Origin of the sequence: uncultured Fibrobacter sp. (genome assembly GCF_937877005.1) — a bacterium.
Classification (GTDB): Bacteria; Fibrobacterota; Fibrobacteria; order Fibrobacterales; family Fibrobacteraceae; genus Fibrobacter.
In genome coordinates this window covers 1-20,124 of record NZ_CALEFV010000329.1, presented here as the reverse complement: position 1 = coordinate 20,124, position 20,124 = coordinate 1, and the positions used below count along the sequence as shown (strand labels likewise).

General features: G+C 50.5%; 18 protein-coding genes. All 18 read left to right on the top strand.

The features are described 5' to 3' along the window. Nucleotides 1–845, top strand: an 845-nt coding sequence (locus Q0628_RS14575; RefSeq protein ID WP_298772218.1) for an OmpA family protein, incomplete at its 5' end; no start/stop codon positions are given. Between the two features lie 98 nt (nucleotides 846–943). Continuing rightward, complete coding sequence (locus Q0628_RS14570) at nucleotides 944–1,183, top strand: hypothetical protein (RefSeq protein ID WP_298772214.1); 240 nt, start codon at nucleotides 944–946, stop codon at nucleotides 1,181–1,183. Nucleotides 1,184–1,264: 81 nt separating this feature from the next. Further along, nucleotides 1,265–2,077: a thymidylate synthase gene (locus Q0628_RS14565; RefSeq protein WP_298772212.1), complete on the top strand. Its 813-nt coding sequence runs from the start codon at nucleotides 1,265–1,267 to the stop codon at nucleotides 2,075–2,077. A gap of 71 nt (nucleotides 2,078–2,148) precedes the next feature. Next, entirely contained in the window at nucleotides 2,149–2,634 is a 486-nt protein-coding gene (locus tag Q0628_RS14560) for a dihydrofolate reductase (protein WP_298772210.1), read from the top strand. A gap of 26 nt (nucleotides 2,635–2,660) precedes the next feature. Beyond that, entirely contained in the window at nucleotides 2,661–4,337 is a 1,677-nt protein-coding gene (locus tag Q0628_RS14555; protein WP_298772208.1) for a GGDEF domain-containing protein, read from the top strand. Nucleotides 4,338–4,372: 35 nt separating this feature from the next. Continuing rightward, a complete protein-coding gene (locus Q0628_RS14550; RefSeq protein ID WP_298772206.1) occupies nucleotides 4,373–5,692 on the top strand; it encodes an MgtC/SapB family protein in 1,320 nt (439 codons plus the stop codon). Between the two features lie 55 nt (nucleotides 5,693–5,747). Then, nucleotides 5,748–6,851: a VWA domain-containing protein gene (locus tag Q0628_RS14545; RefSeq protein ID WP_298772204.1), complete on the top strand. Its 1,104-nt coding sequence runs from the start codon at nucleotides 5,748–5,750 to the stop codon at nucleotides 6,849–6,851. A 14-nt stretch (nucleotides 6,852–6,865) separates the two neighbouring features. Next, on the top strand, nucleotides 6,866–7,894 hold the full coding sequence (locus tag Q0628_RS14540) for a VWA domain-containing protein (protein WP_298772202.1): 1,029 nt from the start codon (nucleotides 6,866–6,868) through the stop codon (nucleotides 7,892–7,894). Nucleotides 7,895–8,069: 175 nt separating this feature from the next. Further along, nucleotides 8,070–8,753 (top strand): DUF4956 domain-containing protein, encoded by a 684-nt coding sequence (locus tag Q0628_RS14535; protein WP_298772200.1) that lies wholly within the window; start codon nucleotides 8,070–8,072, stop codon nucleotides 8,751–8,753. 10 nt (nucleotides 8,754–8,763) lie between these two features. Next, nucleotides 8,764–9,828: an HlyD family efflux transporter periplasmic adaptor subunit gene (locus Q0628_RS14530; RefSeq protein WP_298772198.1), complete on the top strand. Its 1,065-nt coding sequence runs from the start codon at nucleotides 8,764–8,766 to the stop codon at nucleotides 9,826–9,828. A 7-nt stretch (nucleotides 9,829–9,835) separates the two neighbouring features. Continuing rightward, on the top strand, nucleotides 9,836–11,227 hold the full coding sequence (locus tag Q0628_RS14525; RefSeq protein WP_298772196.1) for a TolC family protein: 1,392 nt from the start codon (nucleotides 9,836–9,838) through the stop codon (nucleotides 11,225–11,227). Between the two features lies 1 nt (nucleotide 11,228). Beyond that, complete coding sequence (locus Q0628_RS14520) at nucleotides 11,229–12,065, top strand: polyphosphate polymerase domain-containing protein (RefSeq protein ID WP_298772194.1); 837 nt, start codon at nucleotides 11,229–11,231, stop codon at nucleotides 12,063–12,065. A gap of 26 nt (nucleotides 12,066–12,091) precedes the next feature. Next, nucleotides 12,092–13,744, top strand: coding sequence for a lamin tail domain-containing protein (locus Q0628_RS14515; RefSeq protein WP_298772192.1), 1,653 nt, complete (start codon nucleotides 12,092–12,094; stop codon nucleotides 13,742–13,744). Nucleotides 13,745–13,878: 134 nt separating this feature from the next. Then, entirely contained in the window at nucleotides 13,879–15,705 is a 1,827-nt protein-coding gene (locus Q0628_RS14510; protein WP_298772190.1) for a TolC family protein, read from the top strand. A gap of 21 nt (nucleotides 15,706–15,726) precedes the next feature. After that, entirely contained in the window at nucleotides 15,727–16,725 is a 999-nt protein-coding gene (locus Q0628_RS14505) for an HlyD family secretion protein (RefSeq protein ID WP_298772188.1), read from the top strand. Nucleotides 16,726–16,735: 10 nt separating this feature from the next. Further along, nucleotides 16,736–17,983 carry an ABC transporter permease gene (locus Q0628_RS14500; RefSeq protein WP_298772186.1) on the top strand — a complete coding sequence of 416 codons (1,248 nt, stop codon included), beginning with the start codon at nucleotides 16,736–16,738 and terminating at the stop codon, nucleotides 17,981–17,983. Further along, nucleotides 17,980–19,170, top strand: a complete 1,191-nt coding sequence (locus Q0628_RS14495; RefSeq protein WP_298772184.1) for an ABC transporter permease — start codon at nucleotides 17,980–17,982, stop codon at nucleotides 19,168–19,170. Before Q0628_RS14500 ends, Q0628_RS14495 begins: the two co-directional genes overlap by 4 nt. A gap of 93 nt (nucleotides 19,171–19,263) precedes the next feature. After that, nucleotides 19,264–19,977 (top strand): zinc metallopeptidase, encoded by a 714-nt coding sequence (locus Q0628_RS14490; protein ID WP_083532327.1) that lies wholly within the window; start codon nucleotides 19,264–19,266, stop codon nucleotides 19,975–19,977. The last annotated feature ends 147 nt before the right edge of the window (nucleotides 19,978–20,124 follow it).

Genomic DNA, 20,124 nt, shown 5'->3' with positions numbered 1-20,124 from the left:
CTAACGAAGGCTGCCCGCTCGGCAACCCGGATACCGACAAGGACGGTCTCTGCGATCCTTGGGTGACCGAAAAGAATATGCTCGACCAGTATGACGGTATCTGCGCTGGCGTCGACAAGTGCCCGACTGAAGCCGGTGAAGCCTTTGCCCAGGGCTGCCCGATGGAAAGCCCGGACCCGGATGGTGACTCTCTCTGCTCTCCGTGGGTGACCAAGCAGAAGATGCTTGACCAGTTCAAGGAAATCTGCCATGGTTACGACCGTTGCGAACTCGAAAATGGTCCTGAATGGAACAAGGGCTGCCCGATCGACGACGATCCGGACCCGGATAAGGACGGCGTCTGCTCTGAATGGGTTGCAACCAAGAAACTCCAGAAGGAATTCGCTGAAGTCTGTACCGGTATTGACCGTTGCCCGGATGAACCGGGTGATGACGGCCATGGCTGCCCGAAGAAGGCTGTCGAAAAGCTTGATGGCGTGACCTTCAAGAGCGGTAAGGCAACCTTGGAATCGAACGCTAAGAAGATTCTCCAGAATGTGGCGAAGAAGCTCGTGAGCGACGATAGTTACAAGGATCTGAAGATCGTGATCCAGGGTCACACCGACAACGTGGGTAAGGAAAAGACCAACCAGAAACTTTCCGAGAACCGCGCTAAGGAAGTGATGAAGGTGCTCACCAAGGCGGGCGTCAAGAAGGATCGTATCAAGGCAATCGGTATGGGTTCGAGCTGCCCGGTGGATGACAACAGCACCGCTGATGGCCGCGAAATGAACCGCCGTATCGAAATGCACTTCGTAACGCCGGATAACGACGGTACCAAGTGCGAAAGCAACCTGGTTCAGTAATCTTCGCTAACCTTTGAATAAAGTCCCTGGCATACCCGCCGGGGACTTTTTCTATCTTAATCAAAAATCACTTCCTACTGTTTACTTCTAACTCATCTATGACTAAACTCGACGAAATTCTTCAATCCCTGAACGCCTCCAACCATGATCTCGTGGAAATGCTTCCCATGAATTTGAACCACAAGATGGTCCAGAAGGCGCGCCTCGGCAAGAAGCCCGTGCCCAAGCATACCCAAGACCTCATTTTGCAGGCCTTGAACAAGTATCTTTTGCAGAATGCCGTGACAGAAGACAAGAAAGTCAAACAGTACAAACGGGTGGAAATCTTCGGGGAGTGATTTCAATGTGTAATGTGGAATGTGTGGTTATTCGTTTCTCATTACACACTTCACATTTCACAATTTTATTAAATTGACTGTATGCAACAATATTTAGACCTGCTCAAGGATATTTTGGAAAATGGGGTGGACCGTTCTGACCGTACGGGTACCGGAACGCGCTCCGTGTTTGGCCGTCAGTGTCGCTATGACCTTTCTAAAGGATTCCCATGCCTCACGACCAAGAAACTGCATTTGCGCTCTATTATCCATGAATTGTTGTGGTTCTTGAAGGGTGATACCAATATCAAGTACCTGCATGACAACAAGGTGACCATTTGGGACGAATGGGCCGACGAAAACGGCGATTTGGGCCCGGTTTATGGTCACCAGTGGCGCAGCTGGCCGACCCCTGATGGTGGTCACATCGACCAGATCCAGAACCTGGTGAATAGTCTCAAGAACAATCCCGATTCCCGCCGCCACTTGGTGTGTGCATGGAACGTGGCCGAAGTCGACAAGATGGCTCTGCCGCCTTGCCACTGCCTGTTCCAGTTCTATGTGGGCGGTGTAGGCGCCTCCGGCAAGCGCAAGCTCAGCTGCCAGCTGTACCAGCGCAGTGCCGACACATTCCTCGGGGTGCCGTTCAATATTGCTTCTTATGCGCTGCTCACCTTGATGCTTGCGCAGGTTTGCGATTATGAACCGGGCGAATTCATCCATACGTTGGGCGATACGCACTTGTACTCGAACCATTTTGAACAGGCCCGCGAACAGCTGACGCGTACGCCGCGCAAGTTGCCGACAATGAAGTTGAATCCGGCAATCAAGGACCTGTTTGAATTCAAGTTCGAAGATTTTGAACTGGTCGATTACGATCCGTGGCCGACAATTAAGGCGCCAATAGCTGTTTAATTTTAATTGATAATGGATGATTGATAATTATCCATTATCCATTATCCATTATCCATCATCCATTGTTCATTATGCTTATTTCTGCAATAGTTGCAATCTCCCGAAACAATGTCATCGGACGTGACGGACATCTGCCGTGGCACCTGTCCGCCGACCTTAAGCGCTTTAAGGCGATTACTACGGGACATTCGATTGTTCTTGGTCGTAAGAATTATGATGATATCGGACGCCCGCTTCCGAATCGCACAAATTATGTGCTGACACGAAATCCGTCATTCGAAGCTCCGGGGTGTGTTGTGTGCGGAAGCCTTTCACAGGCAATTGAATCTGCACGTGCCGCTCACGAGACAGAATGCTTTATCATTGGCGGTGCGGCGGTCTATCGTGAAGCCATGCCTCTAGTACAGAAGCTTTATGTGACGCGAGTCCTTGCCGATGTGGACGGCGATGTATTCTTTCCCGAATGGGGCGAAGGCTGGCACAAGGTAAGCGAAGAAACATTTCCTGCCGATGAAAAGAACGACTTTGCAATGGTCTTTGAAGTTTGGGAAAGGTAGATCGAGGTCTTTGCATGAAGAAGAAAATGAAAAAGATTTTTGTCTGTGCATCGACAAGTGTCTTTTTTGCCCTATTTCTTCTTGTTTTTCTGCTAGTTCGTAGCAATGGACTGGCGCCTTCTATAGAAAGTGTCAATTTCCCCGGATGGGTCCATTTTGCGGATTCGACTTATGCGGTAAGCTCGGTCTCGGATTTTTCGTTCCCGAAGGGAACGCATGTAGGAGACACCCTATCGCTGCGCTTTTCTATTCCTGCCGAAAAAGCGGCGGGAAAGGTCTTGCGCATTAGGACTTATCATGCGGCACTTGAAATTTTTGAAAACGGAAAAGAGATTTATTCCTACGGAGTAGATCGAGCTAAAGAACGGAACATGGTTGGAAGTGGAGTCCACCATGTTCCTTTGCATCCCGACGGATCAACGGAAAATCTAGAGTTTCGTTTTGTCATAACGATTGGAGAAGATTTGTCGTCGATGCCCGACATTGACCTCTTGCCGGCTCCGTATGCAATAAGTGATTTCTTCTCGAGGCATGCGTTTGCTCTTGTGGTGGGCGTATTCCTTGTGTTATTTGGAACTCTTGCCGTTTTAGTAAGCTTGGCGACGGCTTTCTATGGCGTTAAGGCGTTTCGGTCCTTTCTAATAGGTGTGTTCTCATTTGTTATGGGAACATGGACCTTGTGTTACATGAAACTCTTCCAGATTATCTCTTACAATTTTGCCTTGAATACGAGCGTGGAATATTTCTGTCTTTATTTTGCGCCCTTGCCGTTTTGCCTTTTGCTGATTGATATGCGCCGGGGTAACATTAAGAGGTGGAAGTGGTGGGGGATTGTTGTCGTTACTTCTGTTGGATTTTTGCTTCTATTGACAACGACTATTCTGCATTTTACCAACTTGGTTCTTTATCCAAGAACCTTGATGTTTTTCCATGCGTATGTCGTGTTGGGCTTGCTGTATTTCTTGCTGACGGGCATCCTGTATGGAAAAAAGATGGACTTGTCTGTGAAAATGATTTCGGTTGGAGTCCTTGTGTTTGCCGTCGTGGCAATTGCGGATTTGCTACGCCACAATGTGAACAACATCATTTCAATTGAACATTCCCTACTTGAACTGACCTGGATTCCTTTTGGATCGCTATTGTTTGTCCTGATGCTTGTGGGAAGCTACATGGTCTACTTATTTAGATTGCAGGAAGTCCGTGCAGAAAAGGATTTCCTAGCGACAATGGCCTATGCGGATTCGTTGACGGGCTTGTATAATCGAGCCAAGGCTCAGCAAATTTTTGATGCGATTGACAAGACTACGGTAGATTTTGCAATAGTGTGCTTCGATATGAACGGGCTGAAGTTCGTGAATGATACATATGGCCATCAAGCGGGGGACGCTGTGATAAAGGCATTTTCGGCTGTGTTGAAGGACTCGTTTGCAGGATTTGGTACTGCAATTCGTATGGGCGGTGACGAGTTTATGGCTATCGTTCGCATGGAGCATTTGAATGATCTTGATGCGGTAATGGCGAATTTTGCTAAATTGAAAACGGTTTATTCCAAGGGACTCCCTATATGTCTGGATGCTGCTTACGGCATTGCCTATAGGCATGAAATTGGAGAATCGGCAAATTGCAAAATGGTGCTCCATGCGGCCGATAAGAAGATGTATGCCATGAAATCGGCAATGAAATCGAATCTTGTTCGCAAGTAAAGTCTTTTTTTCGGTTTTTATTATATATTAATAACATGCTTGACTTGAATGTATTGTATCGCTTGGCTGCAGCGATAGGTATTGGTCTTATTATCGGCATGCAGCGTGAGCATACTTATTTTGACCAGACGGATCGGCATCCGGCTGGGGTGCGTACATTTACTCTGGTAGCCCTGGTGGGGGCTATGGCTGCTTTACTTTCTGATCAGATGGGTGGTGTTGCTCCCTTTGTCACGGGATTCGTTGTCGTCGGAATGCTCCTGATGGCGACCCATATATCATTTGCGATAGGGAAAAAGAATTGTTCTGCCGAGATTCGGTCTGAAAATAGGCCTCTTGTCGGTGGCGATGGTATTACGACTAGCGTTGCTCTTGTCATTGTTTATTTGCTGGGTGGTGTCTGCTGGTATGGTAGGCTCGTGGAATCCTGCGTTATTGTAGTAGTGATGCTTTGGGTCCTTTCGGCGAAAGAACAGCTGCATACTTTTGCCAAAAAATTGTCGAAGGAGGATGTGCTCGCTACGGTCAAGTTTGCCGTAATATCCGCTTTAATTCTCCCATTCTTGCCAAATCAGACTTATGGCCCGCCGGGTCTAGAAGTTCTGAATCCGCACACCATTTGGCTTTTCGTCGTATTTATTTCGGGAATAGGCTTTGTGGGCTATGTCCTGATAAAAATCGTTGGGCCTGGCAAGGGAATTTGGCTTACGGGACTGCTCGGAGGTCTTGCGAGCAGTACGGCTCTTACGCTCAACTTGACGGGACGCAGCCGCGAGAATGAGGATTACGCGTCCGATTTTACGGCTGGAATCGTACTCAGTTGGGCGGTGATGTATGTACGCCTGTATCTCATTTGCATATTCCTGAGTGCATCGCTTGCGCGCCCTCTTGCGTTGCCGCTACTATTGCCTGTAGTTCCTGCTCTTGTCTATGCAATTTATCTTAAGGTAAAGGACGCTCGCGACCATAAGCCCAAGAATGCGGATTTTGCAAATCCCTTTAAGTTGTTGCCTGCAATCAAGTTTGGCGTTGTGTTCACCTGCGTCATGTTTGTCGCCAATGCGGCTCGCGTTTATCTTGGTTCTGGAGCTCTTATTGCCTGTAGCTTCCTGGGTGGGGCTGCCGAAATGGATGCTGTCGCATTCTCTGTCATAGACATGAACCTGAATTCGGGCCTGGCGGTGCGAGAACTTGTCCTGGCGTTGTTATTTGCAAGTCTTGCGAATACGTTGACAAAAGGCGGTATGGTCTTTTTCCTTGGAGCGAAATCGATGCGTCGTCCGATTCTGCCGGCGGTCATTTTGATTGTTGCTGTGACGGTGGGGCTGATAGCGTATTTGTCTTTTTCGACCTGAATTTTGTATATTCTTCCCCGATAAAATTTTCTAGTTGCGTTTTGTCGGAGATTCCATGGATTTAGGTTCGTTACATTTTCAGAATCCCGAAGCCTTTTGGCTTTTGCTTCTGGTTCCAGTTTTAGTGGGCTGGTACATTTATCGAGAACACCGCCGCAAGAGTACTATTAAGTTTCCGGCCTTGTCCATTGCAAAAAGGGCTGTCCCTAGCCGTCGGGTCAGGTTCCGCCATGTCGTTCCGTTACTTCGACTAGCGGCTCTTTCCTGCTTTATCGTGGCCCTTGCTCGTCCGCAGAACGCGATGGAAGTAGAATATACTTCGACCGATGGCGTCGATATCATGCTGGCGCTCGATATTTCGGGGTCCATGGGTACGCTTGACATGCTGACCCGTGTGGAACAGGCCAAACTTGGAGTCATGAATGCCGAACGTATCCTCAAGACGGGAGAATACTGGAAGTACAGTCGCTTGGGATATGCGCAGCAGGTCATTGCGGATTTTATTCAAAAGCGCCATAGTGATCGCATCGGCCTTTCGGCCTTCGGTGCACGCTCTGTGACGCAGTGTCCGCTGACTCTCGATTATGGATCCTTGCTTGAAATACTCAAGGTGACCGACGACCTTGCTCGTGATTCGGTGATGAACAGCCGTACGGCAATTGGAGATGGACTGATGAATGCCTTGGCGCGTCTGCAGAAGTCCGAAGCGAAGTCCAAGGTGGTCGTACTCCTTACGGATGGAAAGGATAATGCGAGCGTCGTTCCTCCGATGCGCGCTGCGGAAGTTGCGCAGTCTCTTGGCGTAAAGGTCTATACGGTAGGTGTCGGTAAGAAAAACGGGAAAATACTGGCCTTCCAGCAGAATCCGTGGACTGGGGATATTTCCTGGGGAGAACGTGACATTACACCCGAAGAAGGCATTGATGAGGGAACGCTTGCTGCTGTCGCTCAAAAGACGGGAGGCCGTTTCTATCGAGCAGAAAACAAGGAAGAACTCGAAAAGATTTATTCTGAAATCGATGAACTTGAAAAGACTGAAATTGAAACGGTTGCTTATGCCCGCTATGCGGAAAAGTTCTATCCATGGTTGTTGGTGGGTGCTTTGTTAATCCTGCTCGAATTATTGCTGGCGAATACGCGTTTTGTGCGTATTCCTTGATGGGAGGTTTTTGAATGCGCTTTGCTGAACCGATGTTTTTATGGGGCCTGTTTACGCTCCCGTTGTTTGCGTTGCTGTTTGTGTACGCCTATCACCGTCGCAAAAAGCTGGCTGCCCGCTTTGTATCCCTTTCGATGCTTCCGAAACTATCGACATCCGTATCTCCTTGGCGACGCCTTGCCAAAGTGATGCTGTTGCTGTTTGCGATAGCGTTTCTCTTTGTTGCCTTGGCTCGTCCGCAGTGGGGTCGAAAGATGGAGCATATTGAACGCAAGGGCCTGGATCTCGTCCTGTTGCAGGACATTTCGCTTTCAATGCTCGCAGAAGATGTGAAGCCGAACCGCTTGACGCGTAGCCGTCATGAAATATCGGCGTTCCTTGAATCCTTATCGGGTGACCGTGTAGGGCTAGTTGCTTTTTCGGGGGAAGCGCAGGTAATGGTTCCCTTGACGCTTGATTATGGCACCGTACAGATGATGCTGCGAGAACTGAATCCCGGCTGGCTCATGCCGGGTACGAATCTCGAAAATGCAATTCGCAAGGGAATGTCGTTGTACCGAAATTCCGGCAGCGGCGGCCAGTATGCGGTGATGGTTCTTATGAGTGATGGCGAGGAACTTGAAGCGGCTGCAGTGAATGCTGCGAAGGAAGCTGCAGAAATGGGTGTCCGCATTTACACCATTGGCATTGGGTCGCGCGAAGGTGTGCCTATTCCGGTGCCGTCTAGGAATGGCGAGGTTGCCTATAAAAAGGATCTGCAGGGGAATATTGTGACAACCCGGCTTGAAGATGGTACTCTTCAGGAAATTGCAAGCGTAACTGGAGGCCAGTATTTTTATGCGAGTCCGGGTGAGTTCCAGCTCCAGAAGGTGCTGACCGAAATTGCTAGTATGGAGAAAAAGGAACAGGCGAGCGATCGCATGGAAAACTACCAGGATCGTTACCAGATTTTCCTTGGACTTGCGGCTCTGCTTTTCCTGATCGAGGCGCTTGTGTCCGAAAGGGGGCGTAAACGCAATTTGGGTGCTGGACGGTTTAGTTGAAAATTATTACAATTTTATTGTGTTAGGGAAAAATAGGGCGGAAATTCCCCAAGGAGCCCTATTTGGTTGGTTAATAACCTTATTGTTCATCCATTTTTACACAAAAAAGCTCATAAATTTGGCTTGATTAAAGTAAATTTTGGAGTGAATGATTTAGACAACCAACGGAGTCCTTATGCTCGACCTTTTAGCCGTTCAGTCTGGCACAGCCAATGCGACTTTGATTACATTGGCGTATACCTTGATTCTTACTTTTATCCTGTCCTCGGTAATTGCCTGGACCTACGAAAAAACATTTCTCGGGCTTTCCTATTCCCGTAATTTTGTGCAGGCTATCGTTCTGAGTGCAGTTGTTGCCGCGACTGTGATGCAGGCTATTGGTGACAATGTTGGCCGCGGACTTGGTATGATGGGCGCCCTGTCGGTTGTCCGCTTCCGTACCAGTTTCAAGGACCCCCGCGATATCATGTTCGTGTTCGCATCCCTTGGTGCCGGTATTGGCTGTGGTGTATATGCCTGGGGGGCCGCTGCCGGTGGTACGGTTGCCTTCTGTCTTGTCGCTTTCCTTCTTTCTCGTACGGGGCTTGGTACCAAGCATTTCTTTGATGGCATGCTCCGTTTTGCCTTGCCGAATGAGCCCAAGGTCCGTGGTCAGATTGAAGACATCATGAAATCTAGCCTCAAGACATTTATCCTTATCACGATGCGAGAAGTTGATGGCGGAGCCCGTCTCGATGTTGCCTACCAGATTCGTCTTCGTGCGACAAAACCCGCTGCTGAAATTCTGAGTGACTTGTCCAAGATCGAAGGTATCTCGGATGTGCAGTTCATGATGCAAGATGCCACGACGGAAATGTAGGGAGATGGATATGAACAAGCTTGAAGATTTAATTGATAACTTTTGGAATACGCACAAGAATAACGCGGGTGTTGCGTATGTGTATGGGCATAAGCTTTCTATAGCATGGATTCTTTGTGTCATTATCGCTATTATCCTCGGTTTCATGTATCAGGGTAAAATCGCTACATTCCAGGGAATTGCCGAAGCCGCCGAAACAACGATTAGCGTGCCTAGTCCGACTGAGGTGGTGAAGGTGCATGTCATGCCGGGTCAGGCTATTGAACCGGGTGATACGATTGTTGAACTGAACCGTCCGGATCTCACACTCCGCATTGCCGAAGTGACTCGCGAATTGGATGCAAGCGAAGGTCGTAGCAATCTTTCCGCTGCAGACATAGACCAGAAGGTCGCTGCGGTCAAGGCAGAACTTTCGACCAAGACTCTTTCGCTCAAGGCGGAAATTAATCGACTCGAAACCGAATACAAGAAGAACAAGGAAATTGCTTCGAAGCTAAAGAGCCTGAAGGGGTCTAATGCAAATAGTGATGGCAATGACGCCATGGCAATGCAGATCAAGAGCCTGAAAAACGAACTTGCCGTTGCCAATGCCAACGCCAATGAACAGATTAAGCTCCTCAAGAGCAGCAACCGTCTGCAGAAGAATGCTGGTAAGAGCGAAATTGAAAACCTGCAGAAGGAACTCGAGGAACTCAAGAAGCAGCAGGAAGAACTTATCCAAATTGCGAAGGAAAGCTGGGTGGTCGGTTCGGTGAATGTCCATGATGGAGAAAAGGTCTCGAGTTTTGCTCCGATCGTTACCTTGACTCACAAGTCTCCGACTTTGGTGCGTGGTTATATCCACGAAAAGATGTACCAGCGTCTGGATGTGGGCGAAACGGTTCGGGTCAAGACCCTGAGCGGATCTGGCAAGCCGATTAAGGGCAAGGTGGTTGGTCTTTCCAGCCGCATTGTCGAGTTCCCCGTGCGCATGTGGAAAATGCCCGAGATGCCGATTCATGGTCGCGAAGTGATTATCACCATTCCGCAAGAGAATAGTTTCTTGCTGGGTGAAATGGTGACCATCTCCGAATAAGGTTTTTATGAACAAGTTTGGTCTTGTATCTTTGATGGTGGCGGCCCCTCTGATGGCGGCTCCCTTGACCTGGGAAACTCTCATTAAGTCTGCTGATGAGGACCTGCGTTATCAAAAAGCGCAGCAACGGACCCAGATCTCTACGTCCCGTAATACCAAGTTATGGGACAAGTTGGAGCTGCGCTATAAGTTGGATGGTTTTAGTTTTGCCCAGCATGATTTTGAATTGCGCTTGACTCCGAAAACCTTTGGTGAAGGCAATGCGGACCGAGCCCATTACGAATCCCAGATGGAGTATGCTAATGCGCACTTGGCCGAGGACCGTGCCATTCTTCTGTATGACCGTTATGAAAGGGCCATTCATTACCTGCTGCGTAAAAAGGAAAACCTGCTGAACCAGGAATTGTTCCAGCTCAATGAGGACCGCATCGAGGTTTTGCACATGAAAGCTGGTTCTGCGACCTTTAATCCCCAGGACTTGATTTCGGCCTTGGAAAAGGAATCTGCCATTAAGGCCGCTCTGATCAGCGATACCAATTCCCTTCGGAATGCCGATAAAAAATTGCGGATGTGGGTGGCTGATTTCGACAGCATCGCTCTGGATACTTCCTGGCTTCCGACCATGGAAGAACTGGAGGCCCAGCTTAAGGACGGTGTGGAAGTGACGGATGATTATCCTCAGCTGGCCATGGCGAAGAGCAAGATGAATTCTGAAAAGGCCAAGGCCAAGCAGGATGTGTCCAGCCGTCGCGATTACATTTCCCATATCGGCATCGGTTACTCCCTCAAGATTGAATCCTTGATGAAGAAGTACAAGGACATGGGTTACGATGACTTCTGCAATACTTCCAGTGAATACTATAGCGAAAGCGATTGTAGCAAATGGAAAGATAATGCCTACAACGACGAAACGGCTTCCTATGACAATTCCTATACGATTGAACGGGAAGTGGCGGACAAGGATAATCGTCTGACCCGTGATAAGTTCTATGTCAATGTGGGATTCAAACTGCCCTTCTTCGATAGTAACAAGGACAACGACTTGCGCCAGCAGGTGGCAGACCTGGAAGCAGAACGGGACTTTATGGATAAAGTCCGCGATGTGAACCTGAAGGTGAACCGTCTGGTGGAACAAATTAACAGTCTGCTTGCCCAGTGGAAGGTGCAAAAGGAATTTACGGAAAAGGTTAATACGGGGGACATCTTTGAACAGTTTGCCAAGGATGCAGGCTCCGATCCGTTATTGCTCCTTCGTGCCCGTGAAAGCGCCATTGAGAGCGAAATGACCGCTTTGAGTATCGAGAAGGATGTCTACAACCTCTATCTTGAACTTCTAATGTATTCCGGGGTCTTGTCTCAGGAAGGTATACAGAACCACCTGGTCAGGGGGCTTAAGTAATATGGCCGAAGCCCGCGGATTTAGCCTTCTTGAAAGGTTCGAACTGAAGTACCACATTCCTGTGGAATGGGCCGATCGTATCGGGGCCTTCTTGGCGCCCTATTGCGAAGAAGACTATTATTCCAAAATTACGCCGGGTGGTTTTTACTGGATTACGAACCTATATCTGGATTCTCCTAGCTGGACGTTCCTGGGCTGGAAAAAGAAACAGCTGCTGGACCGTTTCAATATGCGCGTCCGCACCTATGGGGAACACCCCCCTCAGGAAGGAACGTTCCACTTCGAGTGCAAGCGTAAGATCAAGAATATATGCTATAAGAGCCGTGGCACCGTCAAGGGAATCAACCCTGGCGATGTATGGCACATGAAACCCGAGGACTGGCCCTGCAAAAGTGAACGGGACCGCATGTACATCAAGGATTTTTTGTACAAGACGGAACTTCACAATGCGCACCCCCGACTCTTGACCCAGTATAAGCGCCGTGCCTGGTTTGGACTTCGCGAGGAATATTCCCGCGTAACCATTGATACCGGTATGCGGTTCCGTGAAGAAATCGGCTTTGATTATACGGTGGATCCCCACTACATGCATTCCACGGGTATTCCCCGGTTTTTCCAGCCGGGTTGCGATGCGGTTCTGGAACTCAAGTGCCCCTGCTCTCAGGTGCCCTACTGGATGTTTGACTTGATCAAGTTCCTGAACCTGAAGCATGCCGCTTTTTCGAAGTTCGGTAATGCGGCAGCGGAATGGAAACGGGTTTATGAGAATCCCAGGCGCTTTAAGACCCCTTATTGGACTAAACTTGGTTTGCCTGTGGGTGAAAAAATTGTATTATAGGATGAGAATTTAACGAGGATACCTTTATGGATATCAAGAAAAGCATATTGATGGGGTCCGCTGTTTGTGCCATGGCACTTTGCGGCGCCTGTTCCGATGACAGTTCCTCCGGAGCTTCCGACGAAACTGTTGAATCTTCCGACTCTTCTGCCACGGAAACGTCTTCGGATGGTACCTCGTCGGCGACCTCCTCTGCTACGGCTACGTCTTCGTCGTCTGTGGATGAAACCGTTACGACCATGGCCATTACCGAAATTATGTACAATGCTCCCGACGCTTCCGAACTGGAATGGGTCGAGGTGACCATTGCAAGCGGCCCTGATATCAGCAGCATGCTGGCTTCGAACCTGCATTTGGACGGAGCTGTCAGCTTTACGTTTCCCGACGAAGCCTTGACGAAGGGTGAGTACATTGTTGTCACTAACAACGTAGACCTGTTCAATAGTACCTACCCTGATTTCTCCGGTCGTCTTTTTGGACCGTGGGATATCGACGCCTCTACCAATGCCGTGGCTAAGCTTTCCAATGAGGGCGATGTCATTGATGTGAAATTGACAGGTGAAGGTGATATTAGCGCCGCTTTTAGCAACGAACCTCCTTGGCCTTCTCTTGCCAATGGAAAGGGACGCACGCTCGTTTATAAGGGTGGGAACGCTGCTCAGGCAAATTCCTGGGGTGCAAGCAAGATTCTGAAGGGAAATCCTGGTGTCGGTAACGATGAATGGTTGGAAACATCGAATGTGCGCCTGAACGAGATTATGCCTTCTGGAACAGGTAAGGATGCGTGGGTGGAACTTTACAATGCAGGAAGCGATGATGTTGATGTGACAGGTTGGACTTTTGAATCCAAGCTCCGCAAGGAAACATTGACGATTGCATCCGGTGTCGTTCCTGCCAAGGGTTATCTGGTTCTCGATGCCAAGACCGGTTTTGATAAGGAACTGGTGGTGAGCCCGATTGGCGGATCTTACTACTTGTATGGCAATACGGATGGTGATGAATCCAGCCTGTTGCTTCCGTCGAGCGAACTTTCGAGTGGCGTTGTTGATTTGAGCGATGGTTCTACAGCTCAGGGAGCTTTAAAGGAAGCTACGAAGGGCGAGGCCAATGCTCCGCTTTACATCGGCTCTGTCGTGATTAACGAAATACATTACCATCCCAATGAACAGGATCTGAATCAGGTAGAATTCCTAGAACTGAAGAATACGGGAACGGAAAGCATTAATCTGTATGTTTCCCTGACTGGAGCCAGTAAGGGCTGGAAGGTTGAAGGCATCAATTTTGAGTTTGCTTCGACTGATGTGCTTCCTGCCGGAGGCTTGGCCGTCCTATTCCCGGATTCCCTCAAGGCTGCACTCGGAGCAGATAAACTTCGCACCCGCTTCTCCATTAGCGATGATGTCCTGATCGGTTTCTACCAGGGTAAGCTTTCGAACCGCGGTGAAATGATTGCCGTCAAGAAACCTTACTATTATCAGGAGGATTTCACTAATCCTTCTGCAAGCCAGTTCTATTACGATTGGTCCGATGCGACACTCTATAGCGATAACTGGAATGGTGCGGGCATAGACTACAAGCGTGCCGATGGCTATGGCTATAGCTTGCAGCGCAAGGACTATACCACCATGGGTTACGACGCCTCTGCTTGGATTGTTGGCGAGCCGACTCCGGGCAAGTGATAGTGCTCCTATAAGGGCTGTCAGCGATTTATAAACGACTTGTAAGCGTCTTGTAATACGTTTTTTGTAAAAAGTAAGGAACCCGCCCCTTTGGGGCGGTTTTTTTGTATAGAAAAATTTATTTTTATTGTGTTATGAAAAAGAGTTTGTTTTTGGGTATTGCAGCGAGTGCTGCCGTTTTTGCCGCGCCCATTTCGCTTTCGGATGCGATTGCGATGGCAAAGGCGAACAATTCGCAGATTAAGGCTGAAAAGGCCAAGGTCGAAATGGCCGAAAGCGGCCAGACCGAGGCCCGTTCCCGTTTTATGCCGCAGCTTTCGCTGACCGCAAGCGTCACTAAAATTAATGACCCCATATATATTGACTTGGGTGAGATTCAGCAGGGGTTAAGCGGCCTTGCCGGCGGGCTTGCGACGGTTGGCCCGGCGGCGGTGTATTCCAAGGCCTATATCGATGCCTACAACAAGGCCCAGGCTGGTTACGAACAGGCGTATGCCGGAGCCATGGCGCAGGGAATGAGCGAAGCCCAGGCGAACGCTTTTGCCCAAGAAAAGGTCGGTGGTACGGCACAAGAAATTGCTCAACAGACGGCTGACAAGTATGCGGCAGACAGTAAGCAACAGCTTGATGCCGCCAAAGCGAAAATCGACGATGCCGATTTCCGTATGAAGGTGCAGGACGACGTGTTCTTTAATGCGCGCCTGACGGCCATTTGGCCGATTTTTACGGGCCTCAAGATTTATTCCGCCTACGATGCCGCCAAAGAAAACGTGAATGCCAAGAAGGCGGCCTTTGACATGGCGCAAAACACAATCCTCATGGATGTGGCGACCAAGTACTTTACGCTGCGACTGGCCGAAGAGTTGACGGTGCTTCGCGAAAGCACCAAGAAGAACCTGGAAGAGCATTTGGCTCGTTCCAAAAAGCTTGAAGAAGGCGGCCAGATTAGCAAGGCGGAACGCCTGCGTGCCGAAGTGGCTTTGGCTGAGGCTGAAAACGCGCTTGAAGATTCTTACCGCGACCAAACTCTTGCTCGCTTGGCTCTTGCAAGTCTGTTGCATACGGACACGAACATTACGGCTATCACTCCGGTGCTTGCTCCGGAGCAGACCTTGGCCATGGAAGAATTCAAGCAGCTTGCGATGGATAGACACCCGGGTCTGCGCCAGTTACGCACGGAACGCAAGCGCAGCCAAGATGCGGTGAGTGCAGCCCGCGCCGATTATTTCCCGACGGTCGCACTCTTTGCCTACAAGGAACTTTATACCCGCGACCTCACGCTCCTGGAACCCGATTGGGCGGTGGGTGCCAAGATGCAGTGGGACTTGTTCAAGGGCGGCGAGACGCGTTCCAAGGTGAGCAACGCGAAGGCTCTCGACCGTTCGCTTTCGAGCATGGAAGAGCAGACCATGGATAACATTGGCCTGCTGGTTGAAAAACGCTGGCGTGAAATGGAGCATGCCAAGAGCCGCTTGGAAAGCCTGAAGAAGACTCGCGAACTTGCCGAAGAAGCGCACCGAAGCCAGACTTTGGCTTACGAAGCGGGCCTTGCCACGGGCTTGGATGTAGTGGATGCCGAACTTGCGCTTTCGCGCTTGCAGGTGGCTGACTTGAAGGCTCATTACGATGCGGTTGTCGCCTGGCTTGGACTTTTGGAAGCAAGTGGAGAAGTGGTGAATGCAGGCGAAATGCTCAAGAATGTGAAGCCTGTGGAAGAAAAAACGGCTGAGGTGTCGAAGCCCGAAGAACCGAAACCCGCTGAACCTGCTCCCGCTGCTGTCGAAACGGTTCCGCCCGCTGTAGAAACCGTTGCAAGCGACTCTACAAACGCTGCCGCGAGCCCCTCAACAAAAGTCATTGCGAACCCCGAAGGGGTGAAGCAATCCACAGCGGCAGATTCTGCACCGGCAGATAGCGCCAAGGCGCCAGAAGCGGCAACGCCTGCTACACCTGCAAATTGATTTTAGAAACGGAGAAAAAAGATGAACGTCTTGAAAGTTATCGGAAAAGTCTTGGTCGTCTTGGCGTTGATTGCTTTGATTGGCCTTGGTATCGTTACCTTGCAGAAGTTCGCAACTGAACCTCGCGACGCCTATTTGCAAGGTCAGATGGAAGCTCGCCGCGTGCTTGTGGCGGGTAAAGTGCCTGGTCGCGTGGAACAGCTGTTCTTCCGCGAAGGTGATATGGTCGAAAAGAATGCCATTGTCGCTATTATTAGCAGCCCCGAAATTGAAGCCAAAAAAATGCAGGCGCAGGGTGCTTTAGGTGCTGCTCGCGCTCAGGCGAACAAGGCGAAGAACGGGGCCCGCTCCGAAGACATTACGGCTCTTAAGGCCATGGCCTCGCGCGCGCAAGATGCCGCAAACCTCGCGAAGAACACTTACGACCGTGTACAGAAGCTTTATAACGAAGGCGTGCTCCCGCTCCAGAAGCGCGACGAAGCCGAAACCCAGATGAAGGCGTCGCAGTCTGCTGCCGACGCCGCCAAGGCCCAGTATGAACAGGCTCTCGCCGGCGCCCGCAGCGAAGACAAGGCTGCCGCAAACGCACTCGTGATGCAGGCGAAGGGCGCCAACGCCGAGGTCGACGCCTACCTCGAAGAAACGAAAATCCGCGCCCCCATCGCAGGCGAGGTCTCCGTGAAACTGGTCGAAGAGGGCGAAGTCGTGGGCTCCGGCATGCCGGTAGTCGCCATTACCGACCTCGACGATTCCTGGGCGGTATTCCACTTGCGCGAAGACTTGCTCAAGAATGTGTCCAAGGGCAAGACTTTCAGCATGTTCATTCCGGCACTCGACAAGAACGTGGAAATGGAAGTCAGCTACATTGCGTCTGTAGGCGATTACGCCACCTGGCGCAGCTCCAAGGAAAGCGGCGGCTTTGACCTCAAGAGTTTCGAAGTGCGCCTGCGCCCGAAAACCAAGATTGAAAACCTGCGCCCCGGCATGAGCGTGCTTTTCCCGATGGAACAGGTGCAATAAGGTCGTAATCGTGTTCCTTGATGTTTTAAGGGCGATTCGCAAAATCTACATCAGTCACAATATTGTATTGTGGCTGGTGCTCCTGATTTTGCCGGTGGTGACATCGGTCTTTATGGTGAATTTCTTTTCGGCCGAAATCATTCAGCATGTGCCGATTGGCCTTTTAAAGCAAGACCGTTCGCAGCTGGCCGATAAAGTCGAAATGGCATTGCGTGCAGACCCCGTGCTCGAAGTCGCGGTGGAATGCCACGACCGTAGCGAATGCGAACATGCGGTGATTCGAGGCGACTTGCAGGCGTTTATCGTGCTCCCGTACGACATGGAACGCCGCGCGCTACGGCTTGAAACGCCCGTGATTCCGGTGTATTCCAGCGGCCAGAATTACCTTACGAATACGTTTGCGGTCAAGGAAATCCGCTCGGTGATTTCGGCGATTGGTGCCGACCTGTTTACCAAGCAGATGGAAGACCCGATTCATGTGGAACTTAAGTCGGTCAGCAACAACAGCGGTAACTACCAGGGTTTTTTAGGGCTCGGGCTGGTGACGGCGATTTTCCATTTGGCTGGAATTTTAGCGGCGGTGTACCTGTTCAGTTTTCCGTTCCGTGATCACCGCGTCCGCGAATTTTTGCAGGCTGCGGGTGGCTCGCGCGTGATCCTTGGGCTTTCGACGGTGCTACCGCTCGTTTTAATCCAGTGGATTTCGATGATGGCGGTGTATGCGTATGCTCGCCGTGCGCTCACGCCGATGACTTTCGATGAATTCGTGGTGGTGTCTGCAGGGCAGCTGGCGATGTTTCTCGCTTGCTCTGGAGCGGGAGCTGCCTTTGTGGGCATTACGGGCAACATGCGTATGTCGTCTAGCGTGGCAGGTGTAATTGCAGGTCCTGCGTTTGCCTTTGCAGGCCAGACTTTCCCCGTGATGGCGATGCCTTTGGTGGTGCGCGGCTTTGCTTTCCTGCTTCCGCTCACGCACGTTTTAAAGGTGCAGTCTACCATGCTTTTGGGCTCGGTCGGCAAGGCGCATGCCTGGGAATCGATCGTGGTACTTTTGTTCATGGCGTTGTTCTGGCACCTACTCGCCTCAAAATTGTTGTTCTTGCGTTGGAAAGTCGCCGAAGAAAAAGAGGTGGACTGGGAAGCCCGTGAAAAGTTGCACCTGAAGGATAAGCTGAAAAATATTGCCGGAGCCGTCTATTCGGACTTAAGCATTCGCAAGGCGATTGCTTCTGATATGGCTGAAAGGAGGCAAAAATGATTGACCTCTTTAAGCGACTTTTCAAGGTGGCATTTGCCGAATGGAAGCTTTTTTACACAGACCCTGCGGCGGTGCTGTTGCTGGTGGTGGCGGGTGTGCTTTACGCATTCTATTACCCGACGCCATACATGAACCAGACAGCAACAGATGTGCCTGTGGCCGTGGTAGATCTTGATCATACAGTGATGTCGCGCGAACTCACGCAGATGTCTGCCGCAGCCCAGCAGATTGATGTGCGCTATGTGTTTTCGGATATCCGCGAAGCGGAACAGGCCATGGCCGAAGAAAAAATCTACGGGTTCATGGTAATTCCCAAGGACATGGAAAAGACGCTCCGTAACGGTGGCAAGACGAACGTGAACGTGTTTACGCACGGCGCCTACGTGATGCTCCATGGCAACATCGGAACGGCGTTTACTACATGCGCATTGACTGTTGGGGCAACTACCAAAGTCAAGCGAATAGCCCTCGGCAAGAAAGTCCCTGCGGCCAAGGCGATTGCCATGCGCGACCCGATACCCATCAGCGTGCAGACCATGTACAACAACACGGGTAGCTATTCGAATTATGTGGTGCCGAGCGTGTTGGTGCTGATTTTGCAGCAGACGCTTGTGATTGGCATCTGCATTCTGGGCGGCGCCCGCGCTCACCGCAAGTTCCGCAAGTTGCAACGCGACAGTTCCGTGGAAAACGAACTGATGCCTTACCGTTACTTTGGCCGTTCGCTCGCGTACTTCTTGCATTACTGCAGCTTTATCCTGTTCTACCACTTTGTAGTGTACAACGTGTTCGATTTTCCGCGCCGTGGTGAAATTTTGCCGATGGTGGCTTTTGCAATCGTGTTCCTGTTTTCGGTCATCAACTTCGGGATGGTGCTTTCGCAGGTATTCCTGCGTCGCGAAACGAGCATGCAGTTGTTCCTGTACATGAGCATTCCGATCCTATTCCTTTCGAACTTCAGCTGGCCCACCGAATTGATTCCGGCGTGGATGAAGGGCTTTTCTTGCCTGTTGCCTTCGACGTTTGCCATTCCGGCTTGGCTTGCCATTGAACAGCGCGGCGCCGACATTTACGATGCGGCATCGCTTCTGTTGCCGCTCGCTATGCAGGCGGTATTCTACCTGTTGCTCGGGCTCGTGCTTACCAACCTCCGCGACGGTAGCAAACTGAAAACCGGCGACATGTAGCCTTTCCTGTCATCCCCGGCTTGGCCGGGGATCTCCGTACTGGGCGTGACAATTTGAAAATGAATTTTGTATATTACGATTAGAGGTATTTTTATGATGTTCGATCCTTTGTACATGATGATTCTCCTGGTGACGCTTGCCCTTTCGGGTAGTGTTTCCTGGATGGTCAAGTCCCGTTTTAACGCTGGCCAGAAGGTTGGCATTTCGAGCGGCCTTACCGGTGCCGATGTGGCGAAGGCAATTCTCATGGATGCGGGCATTACCGACGTGAAGGTGCTGCAGCATCACGGATTCTTGTCAGACCATTACAATCCGCTGAACAAGACTCTGAACTTGTCACCTGAAGTTTATAACGGTCGCAATGCGTCTGCCGCAGGTGTAGCCGCTCACGAAGTGGGCCACGCCATTCAGCATGCGCAGGGGTATTTCCCGCTGTGGCTGCGTTCGTTTATTGTGCCTGCCGCAAACCTTGGCTCGAATCTCGGCCCGTGGCTTGTGATTCTCGGCATCATCCTGATGAGTGCAGGCCGTGCGCTGGGCTATTCTCTCGCCGTGGCGGGTGTGCTGCTGTTCGGTATCGCGACACTCTTTACGCTGGTGACTGTGCCGGTAGAATTCGACGCTTCTTCCCGCGCCAAAAAGGTGCTTGCTCGCCTCGACATCGTGGCTCAGGGTCGCGAATACAATACGGTTTCGGGAGTGCTTTTTGCCGCAGGGCTTACCTACGTGGCTGCCGCCATCGGCTCCATTATGCAACTCTTGTATTGGGCGTACCGAGCCGGACTTATCGGCGGTCGGCGAGACTGACACGAAGTGTCATCCTGAGCGAAGTGCAACGCACGAAGTCGAAGGATCTCTATTTAATCATTTGAATGGACTTCGATTGACGGAAAATCGTCATCATCGGAGTCGTCAGAATTGTCTGAATTTTCAGAAGCCTGGGTGTCATAGAAC